General features: G+C 52.9%; 18 protein-coding genes. 9 read left to right on the forward strand and 9 right to left on the reverse strand.

Features of this window, described 5'->3' with window-relative positions; genetic code table 11:
• Positions 1 to 107 precede the first annotated feature (107 nt).
• Positions 108 to 410, forward strand: a complete 303-nt coding sequence (locus ACFIOZ_RS09680; RefSeq protein WP_386083555.1) for a GNAT family N-acetyltransferase — start codon at positions 108 to 110, stop codon at positions 408 to 410.
• A 44-nt stretch (positions 411 to 454) separates the two neighbouring features.
• Complete coding sequence (locus tag ACFIOZ_RS09685) at positions 455 to 1402, forward strand: pirin family protein (protein ID WP_386083557.1); 948 nt, start codon at positions 455 to 457, stop codon at positions 1400 to 1402.
• Positions 1403 to 1751: 349 nt separating this feature from the next.
• On the opposite strand, the gene ACFIOZ_RS09690 is transcribed toward ACFIOZ_RS09685, so the two are convergent.
• From ACFIOZ_RS09690 to pgaA, 4 genes are read right to left on the reverse strand one after another with little or no spacing between them, the layout of a single operon-like run.
• Positions 1752 to 2153 (reverse strand): hypothetical protein, encoded by a 402-nt coding sequence (locus ACFIOZ_RS09690; protein ID WP_386083559.1) that lies wholly within the window; start codon positions 2151 to 2153, stop codon positions 1752 to 1754.
• Positions 2143 to 3393 (reverse strand): poly-beta-1,6-N-acetyl-D-glucosamine synthase, encoded by a 1251-nt coding sequence (gene pgaC / locus ACFIOZ_RS09695; protein WP_386083561.1) that lies wholly within the window; start codon positions 3391 to 3393, stop codon positions 2143 to 2145. Before pgaC ends, ACFIOZ_RS09690 begins: the two co-directional genes overlap by 11 nt.
• Complete coding sequence (pgaB, locus tag ACFIOZ_RS09700) at positions 3390 to 5351, reverse strand: poly-beta-1,6-N-acetyl-D-glucosamine N-deacetylase PgaB (RefSeq protein WP_386083563.1); 1962 nt, start codon at positions 5349 to 5351, stop codon at positions 3390 to 3392. Before pgaB ends, pgaC begins: the two co-directional genes overlap by 4 nt.
• A complete protein-coding gene (gene pgaA / locus ACFIOZ_RS09705) occupies positions 5348 to 7774 on the reverse strand; it encodes a poly-beta-1,6 N-acetyl-D-glucosamine export porin PgaA (RefSeq protein ID WP_386083565.1) in 2427 nt (808 codons plus the stop codon). The genes pgaB and pgaA overlap by 4 nt, the downstream gene beginning before the upstream one ends.
• 367 nt (positions 7775 to 8141) lie before the next feature.
• Between pgaA and ACFIOZ_RS09710 the strand changes: the two genes are divergently transcribed.
• The 3 genes from ACFIOZ_RS09710 to ACFIOZ_RS09720 all read left to right on the forward strand — a co-directional run bounded on the left by ACFIOZ_RS09710 (position 8142) and on the right by ACFIOZ_RS09720 (position 10088).
• A complete protein-coding gene (locus tag ACFIOZ_RS09710; RefSeq protein WP_386083566.1) occupies positions 8142 to 8900 on the forward strand; it encodes a DUF3750 domain-containing protein in 759 nt (252 codons plus the stop codon).
• 103 nt (positions 8901 to 9003) lie between these two features.
• Positions 9004 to 9402, forward strand: a complete 399-nt coding sequence (locus ACFIOZ_RS09715; protein WP_386083568.1) for an antitoxin Xre-like helix-turn-helix domain-containing protein — start codon at positions 9004 to 9006, stop codon at positions 9400 to 9402.
• A complete protein-coding gene (locus ACFIOZ_RS09720) occupies positions 9396 to 10088 on the forward strand; it encodes an RES family NAD+ phosphorylase (RefSeq protein WP_386083570.1) in 693 nt (230 codons plus the stop codon). Before ACFIOZ_RS09715 ends, ACFIOZ_RS09720 begins: the two co-directional genes overlap by 7 nt.
• A gap of 14 nt (positions 10089 to 10102) precedes the next feature.
• Here the strand turns inward: ACFIOZ_RS09720 and mntR are convergent, their stop codons facing one another.
• Positions 10103 to 10582 (reverse strand): manganese-binding transcriptional regulator MntR, encoded by a 480-nt coding sequence (gene mntR, locus ACFIOZ_RS09725; RefSeq protein ID WP_308334927.1) that lies wholly within the window; start codon positions 10580 to 10582, stop codon positions 10103 to 10105.
• Between the two features lie 156 nt (positions 10583 to 10738).
• On the opposite strand from mntR, the gene ACFIOZ_RS09730 reads away from it, so the two are divergent.
• From ACFIOZ_RS09730 to ACFIOZ_RS09740, 3 genes are read left to right on the forward strand one after another with little or no spacing between them, the layout of a single operon-like run.
• Positions 10739 to 11659, forward strand: a complete 921-nt coding sequence (locus ACFIOZ_RS09730; protein WP_386083572.1) for a metal ABC transporter substrate-binding protein — start codon at positions 10739 to 10741, stop codon at positions 11657 to 11659.
• Between the two features lie 6 nt (positions 11660 to 11665).
• Positions 11666 to 12493: a metal ABC transporter ATP-binding protein gene (locus tag ACFIOZ_RS09735; RefSeq protein ID WP_386083574.1), complete on the forward strand. Its 828-nt coding sequence runs from the start codon at positions 11666 to 11668 to the stop codon at positions 12491 to 12493.
• A gap of 17 nt (positions 12494 to 12510) precedes the next feature.
• Entirely contained in the window at positions 12511 to 13434 is a 924-nt protein-coding gene (locus tag ACFIOZ_RS09740) for a metal ABC transporter permease (RefSeq protein WP_386084040.1), read from the forward strand.
• A 128-nt stretch (positions 13435 to 13562) separates the two neighbouring features.
• On the opposite strand, the gene ACFIOZ_RS09745 is transcribed toward ACFIOZ_RS09740, so the two are convergent.
• Both ACFIOZ_RS09745 and ACFIOZ_RS09750 read right to left on the reverse strand, forming a co-directional pair.
• Entirely contained in the window at positions 13563 to 14771 is a 1209-nt protein-coding gene (locus ACFIOZ_RS09745; RefSeq protein ID WP_386083576.1) for an MFS transporter, read from the reverse strand.
• A gap of 58 nt (positions 14772 to 14829) precedes the next feature.
• A complete protein-coding gene (locus ACFIOZ_RS09750) occupies positions 14830 to 16221 on the reverse strand; it encodes a GntP family permease (protein WP_386083578.1) in 1392 nt (463 codons plus the stop codon).
• Positions 16222 to 16427: 206 nt separating this feature from the next.
• On the opposite strand from ACFIOZ_RS09750, the gene ACFIOZ_RS09755 reads away from it, so the two are divergent.
• On the forward strand, positions 16428 to 17774 hold the full coding sequence (locus tag ACFIOZ_RS09755; protein WP_386083580.1) for a Na+/H+ antiporter family protein: 1347 nt from the start codon (positions 16428 to 16430) through the stop codon (positions 17772 to 17774).
• A gap of 92 nt (positions 17775 to 17866) precedes the next feature.
• Here the strand turns inward: ACFIOZ_RS09755 and ACFIOZ_RS09760 are convergent, their stop codons facing one another.
• Positions 17867 to 18598: an RNA methyltransferase gene (locus tag ACFIOZ_RS09760; protein WP_386083582.1), complete on the reverse strand. Its 732-nt coding sequence runs from the start codon at positions 18596 to 18598 to the stop codon at positions 17867 to 17869.
• A 199-nt stretch (positions 18599 to 18797) separates the two neighbouring features.
• Positions 18798 to 20441 (reverse strand): chaperonin GroEL, encoded by a 1644-nt coding sequence (gene groL / locus ACFIOZ_RS09765; protein ID WP_041158428.1) that lies wholly within the window; start codon positions 20439 to 20441, stop codon positions 18798 to 18800.
• Between the last annotated feature and the right edge of the window lie 48 nt (positions 20442 to 20489).

The raw sequence follows: 20489 nt of genomic DNA on the forward strand, positions 1-20489 counted from the left end.
TTCAAAAGGCTAAATGGTGACTTGAATAAACAACTGCGCTTGTTAATGCTCTTAAACTAGAAACAAATGCTGAGCCGTTTAGCGTGTAATACAACAAGGAGAACGCAATGTCAGATGTACCTAAAACCTCATTTACAATTGAGCATGTATCCAGTGATACCAAGGGGCGATATTTGGTTAAACTCAATGGGGCCACAGCAGAGATGACCTATTCGAAAGCGGGTGATTCGATGATCATTATTGATAGCACTGAAGTGCCTGATGCCATGCGCGGACAGAAAGTGGGTGTTGCGCTAGTCGCAAAAGCGGTGGAAGATGTTCGCTTATCGGGCAAGAAAATCATGCCGTTATGCCCATTTGCAAAGGCACAGTTTGCGCGTCACTCAGAGTGGCGCGATGTGCTTATGTAAGGTGCATACTCCCTTTTCCTACCTCTCATTGCTGGAGAAACCCTATGAGTTGGATGCCTGATTTAGAGCCAAAATGCCCGTCCGCCGGTAGCTTGAACGACATAGAAACACTGATTGTTCCACGTGCCCGGGATTTGGGTGGTTTTGAGGTGCGCCGTGCACTGCCTGCCCCCAAGCGGCAGATGGTGGGCCCATTCATTTTTTTTGATCAGATGGGGCCCGTTGAATTTCTTAAGGATGAAGGCATTGATGTGCGCCCACACCCGCATATTGGACTTGCCACGGTTACTTATTTGTATCAGGGGGAGTTCCAGCATCGCGATAGTTTGGGCACTAATCAAATGATCCATCCAGGGGCCGTTAATTGGATGGTAGCGGGTAATGGGGTAACCCACTCCGAGCGCACCAGTGCTACCACTCGTCAGAACAAGCACTCGGTGTTGGGGATACAGACGTGGGTAGCGCTCCCCGAAGCCTATGAAGACCAGCCTGCTAGCTTCGAGCATCATGCCGAGGAGACCTTGCCAGTACTGGAGGGAGAGGGTAAGGAAGTGCGTTTGATCCTGGGAACGGCTTGGGGTGAGCGGGCACCAGTGAAGACCTTTTCAGAAATGTTTTATGCAGATGCGATATTGCAGCCAGGGGCAAAGCTGCCATTGCCGGATAATCATGAGGATCGCGGCATTTATGTGATGTCCGGTAGCGTCATTATTGCAGGTGAGACCTTCGAGGCCGGCCGCATGATGGTGTTCCGGCCAGGCGACCCGATTACAGTGGTGGCGGGTGAAACCGGCACTCGACTGATGCTACTGGGCGGTGAAACACTGAATGGCCCCCGTTATATCTCCTGGAATTTTGTTGCTTCTTCGCGGGAGAAGCTGGAGGCCGCCAAGCAAGCATGGATCGAGGGCGATTTTGAACATGGCCGTTTTCGCCTTCCCCCGGGGGATGACGCTGAATTTATTCCTTTTCCTGGGCAGTCCGGTACATAAACTGGCAAAAAGCTAGCTGTCTATGGCAGCTAGCTGGCTTCATGTGTTACATCGAAAGCGACACTAAGCTAACATTTGCCCAAAATGACTGCTGTTGAAATCTTCAATTGCCTCAATGATCTTCCGTGGCTGTTCATTACTCTGGTGTCATGGTCGACTACCTTAGTTGAAAAAAGTAATAAATTGTTTTCTATACTCTTATGCTGAATTTTATTGAGAGTGGGTTTTTTAGTAAGTAGATTGAACAGCTGTCTTCTCATTAAGTTGTATCAGCAACATTTGTTGCTGATACAACTGTGCATTACAGCCTTACCTCTTGGGCACCATTATTAGAATCAATCTTGTGATATCAGTTTGTGGTTTGGTTGGTTATAAGGACTATATCCTGTTCTTGGATTGATTGTTCAGTGTCGATTTGGATCTCGGTGTCATTGTCTCTTTCAATCAATGGCTGTTTAAGCTGGCTCAGTTGGCGCTTTAAGTAGTTAGTATAGAGATGTTTGTTATAAACTGCCCAACAGTGGAATGTCAGAAAGGTAACAATGAAGCCCACCAACACTATTTTGATCATGATTGAAGCGTAGAGTTGTTCTAGGATCGCTTCCTCCACTATGAAAAACATGTACAGTCTGGCCATCACCAAAATCCACAGGGTAAGTGTGGCCAGTGTGATCAAGGTATCGCGTGATCGATAGCCCCAGCTTTTATGGCAGGGGTTGTCGATGATAACGGGCATTAGTTTATTGTTCATTGAATTGCTCCCCTCTGTCAGGACTAGTCCAGGTGGCAAGCCTCCCTTTTTGGCGCAGCATAGCTTTTGGGAAGGCGATAATGACGGTGGCCATATTGATAATCCAATAGGCGAATGGATACCAGATACTCCAGTAGACGCAGCGGAATATCTCCTTGTCATAGCGGCTGTCGATATAGAAACTAACGCTGAACTGGATGAAGCTGATGGCGATCAGGATGCTGCCGAAGTAGGAGAGCAGCTTGGCGGTGATAGGCCATGCCATAGGCATTAACAATTGAGATATTAGCCATGCCACAATCAACGTGATAACGGAATAGCACCACACCACGCTGACGATATACTCCAGCATCAGTATCCAGAAGCGGCGGTTCTTCCAACGGATGGTTTGTGAGAAATAGCGCAGGAAAACTTCACCACCACCCTGCGCCCAGCGCAAACGCTGCTTGAAGAGTCCCCTTAGAGTTTCCGGCATCAGTACCCAGCACATGGCCCTGGGTTCATAGCGTACCTGGCCGCCATTCAGCTGTAAGCGCCAACTGACATCAATGTCCTCAGTGATCATGTCGGTATTCCAGCCACCGATCTCTTCCAGTGCCCTGCGCCGGAAAGCGCAGATAACCCCGGAAATGGTAAATACCATTCCGTAGATACGCTGGGCGCGTTTGATCAAGCCGATGATGGCGGAAAATTCGCCGGTCTGAATCTTGCCAATGGCGGTCGAGCGGGTTCTTACCCGTGGATTGCCGGTGACGCCACTGACGTTTGGACTGCTGATAAAGTGGCTGACCATGTAGCCGATGGCGTCGTAGTCAAGTATCGCATCGCCATCAATGCCCACGATGATATCGCCTGTGGCGTGGCTCAATCCATTGTTCAGGGCACTAGCCTTGCCTTGGTTGGTTTGGTGCAATACCTGTAATGCAGGATACTCGAGTGCTAGGGTGTCCAGCCGACTAGCGGTGTCGTCTTTGCTGCCGTCATTGACGGCGATCACATCCATATACGGGTAGTTCTGCTTGAAAAGATGGTGGATGGTCTCTTCAACATTTGCCTCTTCGTTATAGCAGGGCAGTAGCACCGTTACTTTAGGGGCGGTCTCGTCCCACGTGAAGGTGGCAGGCCAAGGCTGTTTCCGCTCCCAGTGGACGTAGAAGTAGATGCCCCCACATATCCAGATGGTTGCCATCAGGCTTGGGTAGCCGAGTGTGAAGACGGCGAGATGGTCAAGTATGTTCATGGGGTGGCCCTAAAACGACGTCCGATGGAAAAAACCGGTCGCATCACATTGATATCTGGATGGTTTTGGTGAAAGTCATCTGGATAGTAACCAATGTTCTTGATACCTTCTTCACGCAGAATGCGAACCCACTGAGCGATCTCAGCGCTGGGAATAGGGGTTTGGGTATGCCAGTTTTGTGTTTGTAATTCGAATACCAATTGGTCGGCGCTTACCTGAGCTAGCGAACGCTGGGCAAGGCTTCTCAGCCACGCATCGGGATTCTCGGCTTCTTCCATGTAGGGCATAGCCATCACGGCGACGAAGTCATAACCACTGGCAAAGTTTTGCATATCCTGGGCAAACCAACGCTGGCTACGCGGCTCCATTACCGTGACGGCGTAAAGGTTGCGTGAGGTGGTGAATACCTTATTGTCCGCTTGGCGATAGTAGTTCGCGGCCTGCGCCAGCTCGAGAGTGAAATCGGTTAGGTATTCGGTCTTGAAACGCACCCAGGCAGTCATCAAGCCTTCGTCATTGCGTATCGTGTTGATATCTCTTGGTAGTGACGCTCTCTGATAAGCGCTCAAGGCGTTAGGAGAGGCATCCTCAAAGTCTGTAAAGAAGGCATCGTCGTGAAACAGCAAACCATCGAACTTGGTCAGTCGACCAAGATCTTGGTAAATCTCACGAATGGTATGACGGTTCACTTCCACGTAAGGTGAGAGGCGACGGTAGTGATCGGGTGACTCGTTGCCAGTTCTTACATCGGTGACATACTGATAACCAGGCCCCAGGTCAAACGAGAGTACTGGCATCCATGCATATACCTTTACGTTCGCGCGTTTCTTTAACTGCCAGGCGACTCGGTTGAAAAGGTCAGCCCTAACGGGCAAATGCCGGTTGGGGAAGTAGAGTGCATCGGCGACTCCGTTACCATCCGGATCAGCGTAAGCTTGCAGGTACACTGTGCTGACACCGTAACGGGAAATACGCTCAATTAAGCGGTCGAGGTTCTGCTCTTGCTGAATGGGATCTGGGTCATACACATAATCCAGGTCAACGTGCACAATGCGTAGCTCTTCCATCTCCCATACGCGATTGGAGAGTATCTCCTCTATCGTTTCCAGGGTGGTCTCCTGGTCAATGAGGTAGCGGTTCATGCTGCGCATTGAGTCATTGAGTTGGTTGGGAGCACTGAGCAAGCTGAAAGTGTACTCCATGCCATACTGGGCGGCGATATCAAGAGTCGCCTCGCTGTAGGCACCGTAGGGCCACACCATGACGCGAGGACTCTGGCCTACCTGTTCTTGGAATCGCTGTTGAGTACGAGCCATATCGTTACGAATTCGCTCAAGGTAAGCCGCTTCGCTTTCATAACCGCTGCGCGCGTTCCATATGCTGGTGACCGCGGCTGCTTGTTCGTTACCCATGGGGTTACCGACTACCCCGTAATGAAGGTCGTAGGAGTGGGAGGCGATTTCCACCAGCGGTGATTCGTTCAGTGTTCTAACCTGCTCCCAACTGAGAAAACGTTCGCGGGGCAGGGTGATGTTGCCATAGGGCACACGTCCGCCAGCGGGTACATCCAGCCAACTGCCTACCACAGCTTGTACGGCGGGGAAGTTGTAGAGCTTGAGTAGCGGGAACACAATGTCATAAAAGCTGCGATAGCCATCATCGAAAGTCAGCAGTACGGCTTTGTCTGGCAGAGGTTGCCCCCCGGCTTTGGCATCCAGAATCTGTTGTAAACTCACTGGCTGGTAGCCGCCAACCGTGATGAGGTTGAAGTGTTCAATTAGCCGACTGCGAGTAATGGTCTGCGAATAGATATCCAGCTCGGGGGTGACGCTGGAGTCCACAATGTCGTGGTAGCTAATCACTACATAATCTCCCGGCACGCGGTCGGCCTGGGCCTGCTGAATGTTGACCACTACCAGCAGAACCGCGCTCATTACAATAACGCGCCAGAGTGTCATAGGAATCTCCATACAAAGCCGGCTGAAATAACATTGTCATATTCAGGAACGCCGTCGTAGACGGCTCGCTCGCGGGTAATGCCATATTCAAAATTTACGGTGGGGGTCAGCTCCCAGCGGTGCTGGTATCCAATTGACCAAGTGTTCTCACTGTCGAAATCTTCTTGCCAGTAGCGTCCTGAACCGAGGGAAATGGACTGGATAAAGGACTGCCGGTAGTCAATCGGGGTTTCGTAGTTAACGGTTAATACACCGGCCAGGCTTGCATCACGCCTAGGATTGAAATAGCTGGCATCCACCTCATCATTACGTGATGCGGATGCCTGCACCTCTGCGTTGACCTGCCAGCGATCCAGATGATAAAGCGTTTGATTCCAGTAGCCGTAAATGGATTGACGCAGGTTGCTATCGTCAAAATCGGTGGCCATTACGCCGATGGCGCCAGCTCCGCGCTCGTCGTGCCGATAAGCCAGCTCAGCACGGTAACGGTCTGCGTTGACACCATCTTTCAGTGCTCTTAGCGGTGTGTCGGTGGTGTTTATCTCGACGCCAAGCCTCGTGGTAATGTGATCCGTTGGGGCATACTGCAGCTCGGCGAGGGTCAGGAAGTCATCGTTGAGCTGTGAGCCGTGGCCCGCAGCCAGAGTGACTGTAGCTGGATGAAGGTTCCATTCGTAGCCTGCTATGTTGTAGGAGGCATAGAGATCCTCATCGTCAAACTCTCCAAATTGGCCAATACGTTGTGCGAAAGGACGGGAGCCGTTGCTATTTCGCGGCCCTTCAAGAAGTACTTCATAGCGCCACTCGCGAGATGCTTGAGTACCGCTACCTTGCCCCTTGCTGCGCTCGAACGTACTGCTGAGTTGAGGGGCACGTTGTTCGCGCCACTCTCGCGCTAGGTCGTCCCGTGAGGCACTAGGCCTTGCTTCAGTAATCGTTCTCGCAATTTCATCAGTGGTGCCTTGCCACTGGCCCCGCTGCAATCGGGCTAGCAGCACACCGTGCTGAGCGACAGTTTGTTGGTCAGGTGGAAGTAGTTGCTCTGCTTGTTGGTAAGAGGCTTCTGACTTTCTTGGCCAACCTCTCTCACGCTCAATATCCCCTTTCATAAGCCAAAGGTAGGGATCCGCGGGTGCTTGATTCTGATATTCAGCAAGACGCTCGCTGGCCTCGTCGGTACGGCCACGCCAGGCATCCAGTAGCACTTCCAGCAACAAAACTTTTTGATAGTTGGGGTTCTCGATGCGAACGGTGCGCGTGAAATCTAGGCGTTGTTCAGGTTCGCTGGCGCGCCACTCTGCCAATAACCTATCCGCATCGCGGAATCGCTGGGCATCGGTGTAACTGTAAAACAGTCCTTCGTTGAGTGGATCGTCAGGATTTGTTGCCTGAGCAGGGGATTGTCGAATCAGGTTTTCGTAGAGTTCGATGGCTTCATCTGGACGCCCCATGCCATTCAGTGCATAGGCTCTGGCACGCGCTACGTAGCTTGGTAGCTGGCCGTGCTGGTTTTCAAGCCTCATGGCTAGTGCTTCCGCTTCAGAGAATCGTCTCAGCTCTGCAAGCGCCACCACCTTGTCGTATTCAGCAATGGTGATAAGTTTTTGAGGGGCGTTAGGTGTGTTCAAAACGCTGTTCAATTGCGCCAATCCCCCCGCAGTTCTTGTCGGCTGGTCGGTATGTATACCTAGCCGTATATCCGTTACCCCTTCATAATAAGTAAGCCACAGGCGATCACTGTCGCTGAAGACATCGGGATTAGACTGCATAATACGGCGTGCCGCCGAGCTGGCGCCAAGCCCGACGGCCAGACGATAAAGTGCTTGTAATTCGCCCGTATTACTTGGATCTTGAGCTACCAGGGCTTGGCGGGCGTCCAGCTCTTGCATGGCGTTAGTTGTCTGTGCTGCTAGGTAGCCCTTTGCCTCAAGCCCTGCCGTTGTTGTGCCGGCTACTTGGTTGTACTGCTGCAACGATATATCCGCCAGTGTGTAATTGCCCATGTCGGTATGAACCAACGCTTGGCCAAGCCACCCCTGAGCATTTGAAGGGTTTCGATAGGTGAGTGTTTGAAACATATCCAGCGCCTTGTCGTATTCGCCCGCACTTCGAGCGGCCCCAGCAAGGCTGGCAAGTTCTGAATCACTGTAATTTTCTGTTTGGCACCAGGGACACACGTCCAAAGCTTCCTGATGGCGAGCGGCACGTACCAGCAGTGCTACAAGATCAGCCCGAACACGCACATCGCGTGTTTGGTGATAAAGTGACTGTAGACCGTCAATGGATGTTTCCAATGCCCCCTGGCGTGCCTGGATAACCAGTGCTTCGCGTTGCGCATCAGTCGTTGTTTGCGCTTGCGCCGCACTGGTGGTTAGGCAGGCGAGCAGGCAAATCGGCAGTAGGGAGCTAGGACGATTCTGCATGGTGATATTCCCACCCTGGAACTTATGACAGTGTGTTTGTAATAAAATGTATCTTTCAGTGTATAGTAGTTACTTTAAGTAAATATTGAACTAAAACGTGAACTTAAACAGGAATCTCATCAGTCTCACGCCTTAGTTAACTCATCCTGGCACTATGATGAATGGCCTTATCAACATGGCTATAAAGAATAAATACCCTGTAGCTTCCATGGGGTAAGTAATGAGCTGGCGCAGGATCGAAGAGTGTGGGGTGGCTTACTCGTCTGGCTCGTTGAGCTAGGCATTGCTTCAACTGCGGTCATTATTTCTAGATTCCGTTGAGTTATAGCGGTACTGACCCGATAACTTTTCAGTGACGGATAATGCAATGAGAATGCTACTGCGAGGGATGCTTAGCCTTGTGGCGCTATTAGCGCTGCTGTTGGCGGGGCCTGTTTGGATATTGGCGAGTAATCAGGTGGTGACTGATGCTCATTGGTCATCATTAGATCGGTCATCTGCTGGTATAGCACCTGATCCAGCGAAGAGCTCTGAAGCCGTGGTTCAGGTCTATTCCGCACGCGCTTATAACTGGCGTGGGGCGTTTGGCGAACATATCTGGATTGCGACCAAGGCGGAAAATGCCGATAGCTACCGACTTCATCAGGTATTGAGCTGGCGGCGCCCAACGGTGGTCTCTTCCATTGATACGCCCGATCGAGCTTGGTTTGGCAATCCCCCCACACTGTTAGCCGATTATCGCGGCGATGCGGCAGCCCAGCTCATACCTCAGATAGAGGTCGCCGCCGTTAACTATCCTCAGGCTGAGCTTTATCGAGTGTGGCCTGGGCCGAACAGCAATAGCTTTATTGCTTGGGTAATACGCGAAGTACCCGGTTTTGAGGTGTCGCTTCCGGTAACGGCAATCGGTAAAGACTACATTTTCAATGGTGTTTTTGCGGCGGTGCCCAGCGGCACCGGTTATCAGCTCTCATTTGGCGGGGTGGCAGGCATTATGTTGGCACTGGAGGAGGGGTTCGAACTTAATCTCCTTGGTTTGAGCTTTGGTATCGACGTTATGCGGCCCGCTCTGAAACTGCCCGGTATCGGACGGTTAGGGATGCCCGCCAAAGTGTTGGGAGGTTAATCGCGTTTGTATTACTGAGTAACTGTATTTGCAGATACTTTTTTATTGATTTAGTATTTGGGGAGAGTGGCTGAAAGTTATGGCTATTAGCTAAGGAGCCGCAATGCAAACGGCACACGACATTTCCCAAAATAGGGCAGCGGCAGCGGCGGGCTTGAAAGCGGCGGTGCGCATTCTGGACAAATGGCGAGCGTCCGGGGAGCAGGGTGAAGCGATTTTACGTGTTTCGCATAGTACTTACGCACGTGCCCGGCGTGGGGAGCTTGACGAGATAAAATTAGATAGCGATCAGCTAACTCGGATCAGCTACTTACTCAATATCCATGCTGCATTGCGGATGATATTTGATAATCCGGAAAATCTTTATGGGTTCGTTAACCTGGTGAACCACAATCCCTTTTTCAATGGCCGTACGCCGCTCGAAGTGATGGGGTGCGGTGATTTTGCGGCGCTCTATGAAACCTTTAAGCGTATCGATAGCCTGCGGGGAAGCCAGTGGTAACGCCCACCAACTTGCCGACCCTACCCAGTGGAAACGTCACTGGTTATCGCTTGGTCAATAGCAAGTTTCCGCCGATTGACCTGTTCGACGATGTGGCGAGCGCTGAAGAGTTCGCTGCACTCCATGCACTGCAGGCATTAACCAATCCGCGGCTACAAAATGAAGTGGGTAATTTAGCATTACTACCCCACGAACAAATTCCGTTCGGAATTCGTGGCTGCTCTTATGCGGTGGCGCCGTTTACCCATGTAAATCCGCAGGGGTCGCGCTTTAGCGATGGTAGTTTTGGGGTGCTCTATATTGCCGATACCCTTGAAACGGCGATTGCCGAAGTAAAGCATCACCAGCAGGTGTATTGGCAAAACGTGCCGGGATTACACTATGAAAGGTTCGTCTTTCGCGGATTAAAGGCCACTTTTGATCAGGGTGGTTGCTGCGATGCACTCGCTTTACCCGTTGAGCATGCCATTTACGCAGCCGATGATTATTCAGTCTCGCAACCCTTTGGTGCCGACATACGCCGATGCAGTGTTGGGCTCCGCTACTACTCAGTTCGCCGGTTGAATGCGAACTGCTGGGCGCTGATGACACCACGCTGTGTGACCGATATTATCCAGACCACTCATTTGGAGATGATTTGGAACGGTGCCATTACTCAGGTGAATTATCTGCGTTTTTCCCACTGATAACGCGCAGCAGGTTAGCTCTTTTGCTGCTGTTCGGTGAAGCGCTGCATGATGGCGAGGGTTTCGTCGCTAACGTGGTGCTCCATGCCTTCAGCGTCAATACGCGCAGTCGCATCTCTTACGCCGAGAGCACGTAAGAAGTGCAGCACGATATCGTGACGGGCGCGTGACGTCTCTGCCATTTTCTGCCCCGCTTCGGTTAGGAACAGCGAGCGATATGGCTTGCTGGTGACCAACTCCAGCTCATTTAAACGCCGAATCATTTTTGAAACCGTCGCCTGGCTTACCGCCATACGGTTGGCAATGTCTGCCGCACGCGCTTCGCCGCGGTGCGCCAGTAGGTCGCCAATCAGCTCAACATAGTCTTCAATCAGCTCGGTTTCGTGGGCATTTCGCACCGTCGCATACTGCTGGGCATGCTGCTCCACAGGGGGCAGTGCATCTCCAGGAATGCTTGGGGCAGGCAATGAGGCGTTCGGATTAGAATCAGTCATTGGTAAATTATATCGGAAGCAGTGGGAACAATCATTGGATAGTCGGGGGATGGTAACGTATTTTTGTGCAATATTGTTAGCCAAGGCTAAACTGTTTGCACTATGCTTTTTTATTGAGATACAGTCTACCTACTGGGTATGCACAAAGGAGAGACAATGAACAAACGCAATCTGGGTGTGGTTTTGAGCTTACCGCTCTGGCTGAGCGGCGCTCTGATCAGTGCTGAAGCGCAAGAGCGCGCGGCGTCTCACCTGAATGTGGCCGTCACTTTTTCTGTGCTTGGCGATATTGTCGCCAGCGTGGTAGGGGAGGACGCCAATGTGTCGGTATTAACGCCGATTGGCGCTGAGGTGCACGAGTGGGAATTAACCCCTAGTAATTTCGCTGCCTTGGAAACCGCAGACATTGTGTTTTACAACGGCTACCAGTTAGAGCAGTGGATGCCCCAGGTTGAAGCAACGGTCATTGAAGGAACGCCTCTAGTGGCGGTTGCCGAAGTCTCTGAATACCCCACTCAAACGATTATTACCGGCGACATGGAAGGCGATGTCGATCCTCATCTCTGGATGGATCCGCGTGCGGTGTCAGCCTATGTCCAGGTCGTCGCTAATGAGCTAGAGCATTTGCTTCCCCAGCGAGCTGAAGCGTTGCAGCAGCGTGCTGAAGCGCTAAAAGAAGAGCTGCATGCCCTGCATGTTGAACTCCAGGAGCGCTTAGAAGCGATACCGGAAGAGCGTCGCGTGCTACTAAGTAGCGAAGCCGCCTTCCTATATTTTTCAGACGCTTATCACTTTGAGCACGATGGCATCTGGGGAACCAACGCCGAAACGGAGGGTTCACCCCGTCAGCTTATGCGCGTGGTGGATATGATTAATGAACGCCAACCGGCGGCGCTGTTCTGGGAGAGCACTATTTCCGACCGCCACGTCACCAGCCTGGCAAGGGATACCGGCGTTAAAGTCGCAGGGCCGCTATATGTGGACTCGCTTAGCGAGCCAGAGGGTGACGCGGGTGATTATTTCACCATGATGCGCCACAACGTTGAGCTGTTGCGCCAAACATTGGCAACTGAGTAAACGATCATGGCAACGACTTTTGGCGGCGCCCCGGTGGCGATTAATATTAAAGGGCTCTACGCAGCCTATCAGCGCCAGCCCGTCTTGGAAGACATTAACTTGCAGTTCCCGGCGGGTAAATGGACGGCCATTGTGGGGCCGAATGGTGCGGGTAAATCGACGCTTTTTCATGTCCTTACCGGTAGCATGAAAGCGCTGCGGGGGAGTGTGCAGGCGTTTAATGAGCCGATTGCGACGCACCGGAAAGCGGGTCACATTGCCTACATGGCGCAGCGGGAAGCGATTGAGTGGGATTTTCCTGTCTCCGTATGGGAGACCGTTATGGGCGGCCGCTACGGGCATATGCGCAGTGATCCGCTGTGGCGGCGCTTGTTGCCTTCGCGCTGGTACCATTCCCGTCATGGTGAGGCTGTGCGTGAGGCGTTGCTGGCAGTTGATATGCTGGCACTGGCGGAGCGCCCCATTGGCGCGCTCTCAGGTGGGCAGAAAAAGCGCGTATTACTGGCCCGTACGCTCGCCCAGCAGGCCAACATTTTACTTCTCGATGAGCCTCTGGCGGGCGTAGACCCGCCCAGTGAGCGTTTGATTTTAGGCGTACTCGCCCGGGAGCGGGAGGCAGGGCGTACGGTTATAATGGTGACTCACGATATGCCCGGTGCCCGCCGGCATGTCGACCATGTGGTGCTGATAAACCGCTTTATCCGTGGGGTAGGGTCGCCTGATGAAATGCTCAGTGATGCCAAATTGGCAGAGCTGGCGGTGAGCTCTATCGAACAGTCGGCGAACGATGTGCGCGTCGCTGAATCAACTTCCTTTATGGCAGCCCAGGGGTAAGCGAAGTGGCAGAACTAATGACGGCACTGAGTCTGTTTGGCGATGCCTTGGTAAGTGGGCTCATCGCTGCGCTGATGGTCATTGTCAATCTATTACCCGATGGCATCTCAGACGCCTTTCAATACGCCTTTATGCAGCGTGCCTTATTAACCTCGGTGCTGGTGGGCGCTATTTGCGGCATTTTATCCTGCTATGTGGTGCTTAAACGCTGGTCGCTGCTGGGGGATGCTATCTCTCATGCTGTGCTGCCAGGGGTGGCGATTGCCTACCTGTTAGGCTGGCCCTTTTTTGTAGGCGCGTTTATAACCGGCGCTTTAACCTCGGTGGGCATTGGTGCTATTGAGCGCCACACGCGGATAAAGTCCGACGCGGCCATGGGATTGATGTTCACGAGCGCCTTCGCGCTGGGCATAGTGATTATTAGCAAAATTGCCTCTAGTACTCACCTGATGCATATTCTGTTTGGCAACGTATTGGGGGTTAAACAGTCGGCGCTGTTGCTGACATTGGTCGCCAGTGTGATTGCCCTGTTAGTCGTTTGGCTCGCCTATCGGCCGCTGCTTCTTTATGCCTTTGACCCCCTGCAGGCCCAAGCGCTGGGCTTTAATACCAGCGTCATTCACTACGGTTTGATCCTGCTACTCACTCTTACCATCGTGGCGAGTTTGGAAACAGTGGGAATTATTCTGGTGGTGGCGATGCTGATCACTCCTGGTGCGACGGCACACTTGCTGACCGACCGTTTTAAAACCATGATGCTGATTTCCGTGGGGGTGGGAGTTAGCTCAGCAGTCATTGGACTGTGGCTTTCGGTAGTGCTGGACGTCGCCTCGGGCGGCACCATTGTGTTGGTCGCTACCAGCTGGTTCTTTGTTGCCTTACTGTTCTCACCCAAACACGGTTTGATACTTCGCCAGTGGCGCCGCTGGCGGATGGGGTAAGCGCTAGCAGAGTCGACTGCCCAGTAGCAGTAGCGACGGGTCTAAACTGTGCCAACCCCACCAAGCTAACGCCAAACTGGCAAGCAGGGCGACCGCTAAAAGCATAATAGAAAACGTTTTAGCAGCGTTCATGACATTACCTTGGTAAGTGTCGTGCGCTCAAGCGGCTTTTCACTAATAAACCAGTGTAACGCTGCAGCAACCACCGAGAGAACAATAGCAATTTGCCACACAGTATTATAGTTGCCAGTCAGGTCATAAAAATAGCCGCCCAACCAGACGCCCATAAAAGAGCCCAGCTGGTGAAACAGAAACACGATGCCGCCCAGCATCGAGAGGTGGCGTACACCAAAGACCGAAGCCACGATACCGTTGGTTAACGGTACGGTTGAGAGCCATAGTAGCCCGATGACAATACCAAAAAGATAAGCGCTAATCGGACTTAACGGCAAATAAACAAAGGCGGTAATCACCACGCCACGAATCAAGTAGAGCCAGGTTAATAATTTGGGTTTCGACCAAATGCCGCCCATCCATCCCGCCGTATAAGTGCCGACAATATTAAACAGCCCCACTAGTGCCAGTACCGTTGTCCCCACTTGCACCGCCAGGCCTTTATCGAATAGATAGCCGGGAAGGTGCACGGCAATGAACACTACCTGAAAGCCGCAGACAAAAAAGCCTAAACAGAGTAGCCAAAAGCCTTTTTGGCCTGCTGCTTCATTGAGGGCATCTTTGAGGCTTAAATCGGACGCTGTTTTGGCCGAGGGTGTATCACGCAGCATGGCCCCCAAAGGAATGATAATCGTGGCAATGGCGGCCATGGCCATTAGCGCCGCCGCCCAGCCTAGCCACTCTAGCAAACCAAGCGTGCCGGGCAGCATCGCGAACTGGCCAAATGAGCCTGCCGCGCTAACAATGCCCATGGCCATACTGCGTTTTTCAGGTGCCACTGCACGGCCAACGGCGCCAAGGATCACCGAGAAGGTTGTCCCGGAGAGGCCAAGGCCTATCAAAAGCCCAGCGCTGACCGTCATGCCCAGCACTGAGGTAGAGAGGCTCATAAACAGTAGCCCCAAGGCATACAGCAAACCGCCAACCACAATAATCCTGGCCGCACCGAAGCGATCCGCCAGTGCCCCGGTAAAGGGTTGCGATAAGCCCCAAACCAGGTTTTGCAAAGCGAGTGCAAAAGCAAATACCCCACGCCCCCAGCCAAGCTCGCTGCTGAGGGGCTCCATAAAGAGCCCGAAACCATGACGTAGCCCCATGGCTGTGGAAATCACCAAACTTCCCAATATGATCAGCAGCAGTGAGTGGCGAACAACGAAGGCCATGGTGTTCTCTTTATTGGCAGGCTAATAGTTAGCTAACTATCGCATGCGTTGTGCGCTTTTAGAAGCTGCCAAATAGTGTTCCTAAGGTAATCACACTGATTAACGCAATGACCGGCAATGCAATGGTGACCATGGCAACGTTGCCGTAGGACTGGCGATGGGTCAGGCCGCAGATAGCCAGTAGGGTGATAACAGCGCCTGAGTGAGGGAGCGTGTCCATACCACCTGCAGCAAGCGTTGCAACACGGTGCATTAGCTCAGGGCTAATGCCGGCTTGTTGCGCCATGGCTAGGTATTCGCTGCCCAGGGTCTCTAGTGCAATTGAGAGCCCGCCGGAGGAGGAGCCTGTAATCCCCGCTAGTACGCTCATCGCCAAGGCTTCAGAAATTAAAGGGTTGCCGGGGGAGGCGGTGAGCACCGCATCGCGAATAATGGCGAAGCCTGCCAAGCTGGCTATGACGGCACCGTAGCCCACCTCTGAAGCAGTATTAAAAATTGGCAGCAGCGATCCCAAACAGCCCTTATTAACGCTCTCTTTAAGATCCATCCAGTGCTTCCAGCGGGTAATAATTAGCCATGCCGACGCACTCAGCAGTGCGATCAGAATGGCCCAAAGCCCGCTCTGACCCGATGAGGATACATTTTCAAACTCATCATCGATAAAGCTTAAATCGAGGGCGGGAAACACACCGTAGGTAAACAGCGCGTTTAAACCAATCACCATCATAATCGGTATCAACGCCAGCCACAGCGGCAGGCTGGTGGGGGCTTGTTCTTCATCGGTCACGGCTTCGCGATCAGTATGCTGGCCGTACCCTTCGCCACTAGATGCGGCTTTTTTTACCCGTGACTGAAGATAGAGAGTCCCCAGTCCAAGCATCAGCAGACCGGCGATAATGCCGAGACCAGGGGCTGCAAAGCTGTTGGTTTCATAATAAGGAATGGGAATTGCGTTCTGTATCGAAGGGGTTCCCGGGAGGGCTGTCATGGTGAAGGTAAAAGAGCCAAGCGCGATAGACGCCGGAATCAGTCGCTTGGGCACATTGGCGCTACGAAACAGCTCGCGGCTAATCGGATAAATGGCAAAAGCAACCACAAACAGCGAAACGCCACCATAGGTGAGCACTGCACAGGCCATGACAACAGTGAGCACGACATGGTGAGTGCCGAGCTTTTTGACAATCCCGTTGGCAATTGATTGGGCGGCGCCGGAATCGGCCATTAACTGGCCAAACAGTGCGCCCAGCAAAAACAGTGGGAAGAACTGGATAACATAGTTGCCCAGCGCGCTCATAAACGTATCGGTGTAGATCGGTAATAAAAAGGCGGCATCGCCAGAGAGCAGCACCGCTAAACACGCCATGAGAGGAGCCAGCAGCAGCACCGAAATGCCTCGATAAGCGAGGAACATCAATAATAGCAGTGAAATGACAATCGCAAGTATGCTCATGCGAGCTCCTAAGCAAGCAGTAAAGTAGCCGACGCTGAAATTAAGCGAGATTGCGATGGTAGGTAGTATGGTGCGATGCAGCAATGATATCGCGACTAAAGTAGCAAAGCGTTAAGCATGCAGCGCGGCCTTAGGTTTACCTACTTAATCTGCTAAAATCCGCCCCCTTTGCTGTTAATGACCTCTCAATAGCTCTAGGAATATTCATGAATGCAGTAATTCTTGCGGTGCTCGTGATGGTGGCGCTATCGCTGGCGCGTGTCTCGGTGGTATTTGCTTTAGTGGTGGGCGCTTTAGTCGGCGGTTTAGTGGGCGGGTTGTCACTAGAACAAACGCTGGATGCCTTTAATACAGGCGTTGGCGGCGGAGCCCAGGTAGCCCTGGCCTACGCCACCTTGGGGGCCTTCGCGGTGGCGATCTCCCGCTCTGGCTTGCCGGATATGCTGGCTAACCGTTTAATTACACTACTCGGCAAAGAGACCAACGCCGTGCATCAGGCGCGGGTCAAAATGCTGTTACTAACGGCGGTGTTGTTGGTGGCTATCTCTTCCCAGAACGCTATCCCCGTTCACATCGCCTTTATCCCCGTGCTGATTCCGCCGCTGTTGACCGTGATGAACCGTTTAAAGCTGGATCGCCGTGCGGTGGCCTGTGCGCTTACTTTTGGTTTAACGGCACCCTACATGCTGCTACCGGTAGGGTTTGGGGCGATTTTTCTAAACGATATTCTTTTGGCCAACTTAAATAGCGCTGGGGAACCGCTAGGTTTAGAGATTACCCGTGGCATGGTGCCTATGGCCATGGCAGTGCCGGTAGGGGGCATGGCGCTGGGGCTAATCGTTGCGCTATTTTGGAGTTACCGCCGCCCGCGTGAGTATCAAGCCGAAGATATCGCTAACGCCAACGTTAGTGAAGGCCATACGCCCGCCAAACCGCATATGCTAGGGCTTGTGATGTCGGGGGTAGCTATTGTCGCGGCACTCGGCCTCCAGCTTTACAGTGGCTCAATGATATTGGGTGGCTTGGTAGGCATTGGTCTGCTTTCAATGGGCGGCATCTTTAAGTGGCGCGAAGCGGATGATCTGTTTACCAGCGGTATGCGTATGATGGCGCTGATCGGCTTTATCATGATCTCTGCGGCGGGCTTTGCCGAAGTCATGAAAACCACGGGAGAGATTGATGCGTTGGTATCGGGGGCCTTTGCACTCTTTGGCGATAACCGCGGCTTAGCGGCGCTGGTGATGCTGCTGGTAGGGCTGTTTATTACCCTGGGTATCGGCTCGTCGTTCTCAACCATTCCGATTATTGCCGCCATATTTGTGCCTTTGGCGGTACAGTTTGGCTTCTCGCCCATGGCCACAGTTGTGCTGGTGGGAACCGCCGCGGCGCTAGGTGATGCTGGTTCCCCAGCGTCGGATTCAACCTTGGGGCCAACCTCTGGCCTGAACGTTGATCGCCAGCACGACCATATGTGGGACAGCGTGGTGCCGACGTTTCTGCACTACAACATCCCGTTAGTGGGCTTTGGCTGGCTAGCGGCCATGATGCTCTGAAAGCGCTGCGTTAAAACATCTAATTTAACGTCATAAAGGGGCGGCGCGGGCTGTCCCTTTTCCCTCTTTTGGTTGACCCGAAGCCATATCGCTTATTTAGGCAGATGGCTTTCAAACGCGCTTAATAGCCCTCTTAACAGCGAAAGCTCTTTACGGCTGGGCTGAGCACGGGCGAAGAGCGCCTGAAGTTGCTCTTCAGTGCGGGCGTGGGGCTGGGTTAAAAAGCCACTTTCCTGCATTAAGCGGCCCAGATGCGCTTGAAAGTGTAAGAACTGTTCGCGGCTGGGCGGCGTTGCCTCCAGCGGGCGCTGATAAGTAAAACCGCTCCCATCACCTTTACGCCAGGCGCGATGTACTTCATAAGCCAGTATCTGTACCGCCTGGGATAAATTCAGAATACCGTAATCGGGGTTGGCAGGAATGCTGACCTGATGCGTGCAGCAGCGGATCTCATCATTAGTCAGCCCCGAGCGTTCACGCCCAAATACGAGTGCCACTGGCGCCGTTTGAGCGTTCTGGATGACGTCTGTTGCCATCTCATCAGGTTCGTCAAAGTGGGGCAGGGGCAGGCTGCGCAAGCGTGCACTGGCACCCACGACCTGAACGCAGTCGTTAACGGCTTCCTCCAGCGAGGTAACCAGACGCGCACTCTCCAGCACATCGGTAGCGCCCGCGGCTAGCCGAGTTGCTTCTTCATCGGGAAACAGGCGCGGATTAACCAGCACCAGCTCGGTTAAACCCATGGTTTTCATGGCCCGCGCTGCTGCGCCGATATTGCCGGGGTGAAAGGTCTGAACGAGTACGATACGGATATGCTGCAACATGCGCTGGTGCCCAGTAGTGAAAATGTAGCTTAAAAATTCGCGCAGATAGTAGCACGTTCGGCCCTGGAAATGGCTGACAAAACGCTATCGGCATCCTCACGCCTGTATGCCGCTCAAAACGCAAGAACCCCGCACAAGGCGGGGTTCTTGGTGACAGCTAAACGCTAGCCGTCGATAGAGCGAAGGGCTCAGGGGTGCATTACATCATGCCGCCCATGCCACCCATTCCGCCCATGCCACCCATATCGGGTGCAGCGTCTTTCTCTTCCGGGTCTTCTGCGATCATGCACTCGGTGGTGATCATCAGGCCAGCAACAGAACCAGCGGACTGCAGTGCAGTACGGGTTACTTTTGCCGGATCCAGAACGCCCATCTCGAACAGGTCGCCGTACTCGCCGGTTTGTGCGTTGTAACCGAAGTTACCTTCGCCATCTTTCACGCGATTAATCACGACCGCAGGCTCTTCACCGGCGTTGGAAACGATTTGACGCAGCGGAGACTGCATAGCGCGTAGCGCCATATTGATACCGTGGTTCTGGTCTTCGTTATCGCCCGTCAGACCTTGTACTTTGGCCATGACGCGAACCAGTGCAGTACCGCCACCAGGCACCACGCCCTCTTCAACGGCCGCACGGGTAGAGTGCAGGGCGTCTTCAACGCGGGCTTTCTTCTCTTTCATTTCCACTTCGGTGGCCGCACCGACACGGATAACGGCAACACCGCCTGCCAGTTTGGCAACGCGCTCTTGCAGCTTCTCTTTGTCGTAGTCAGAAGAGGTGTCTTCGATTTGCGCGCGGATCTGGCTGACGCGTGCTTCGATATCGCCTTCTGCACCAGCACCGTCGATGATGGTGGTGTTCTCTTTGGACATGGTCATACGCTTAGCGGTACCCAGGTGATCCAGGTTCGCCTGCTCAAGCGTGAGGCCGACTTCTTCAGAGATGACCGTGCCGTTGGTCAGGATAGCGATATCCTGCAGCATGGATTTACGACGGTCGCCGAAGCCGGGTGCTTTCGCAGCAGCGACTTTAACGATACCGCGCATGTTGTTCACAACCAGTGTTGCCAGGGCTTCGCCTTCGATATCTTCAGCGATGATGGCCAGCGGCTTGCCTTGCTTGGCAACGGCTTCCAGAACCGGCAGCAGCTCACGGATGTTGGAGATCTTTTTATCCACTAACAGGATGTAAGGATCTTCCAGTTCAACCGTCATGGTGTCCTGGTTGGTAACGAAGTAGGGTGAGAGGTAGCCGCGATCGAACTGCATACCTTCAACGACTTCCAGTTCGTCTTCAAAGCCACGGCCTTCATCAACGGTAATGACGCCTTCTTTGCCAACTTTTTCCATCGCTTCGGCAATGATTTCACCGATGCGCTTGTCGCCATTAGCAGAGATGGTGCCTACCTGTGCAATCGACTTGGTGTCGGTGCAAGGGACAGACATTGCTTTGATTTCTTTGACGGCAGCATTGACGGCTTGGTCGATACCGCGCTTAAGATCCATCGGGTTCATGCCCGCTGTTACGCCTTTCAGGCCTTCAGCGATGATGGCCTGGGCCAGAACAGTAGCGGTAGTGGTACCGTCACCCGCGGCGTCAGAAGTCTGAGAAGCGACTTCTTTGACCATCTGGGCGCCCATGTTTTCGAACTTGTCTTTCAGTTCGATCTCTTTGGCGACAGAAACGCCGTCTTTAGTGACGGTGGGAGAACCGAAAGATTTTTCCAGTACCACGTTACGGCCTTTCGGGCCGAGGGTAACTTTTACAGCGTTGGCCAGAACGTCGACACCGCGGGCCATGCGTTTACGGGCATCATCTGAAAATTTAACTTGTTTAGCTGACATATCTGCTACTTCCTAAATTGAATGCAAAAACGTGAAAGTAATGGATTC

The sequence above is a fragment of the Vreelandella sp. F11 genome, assembly GCF_042466685.1.
Classification (GTDB): domain Bacteria; phylum Pseudomonadota; class Gammaproteobacteria; order Pseudomonadales; family Halomonadaceae; genus Vreelandella.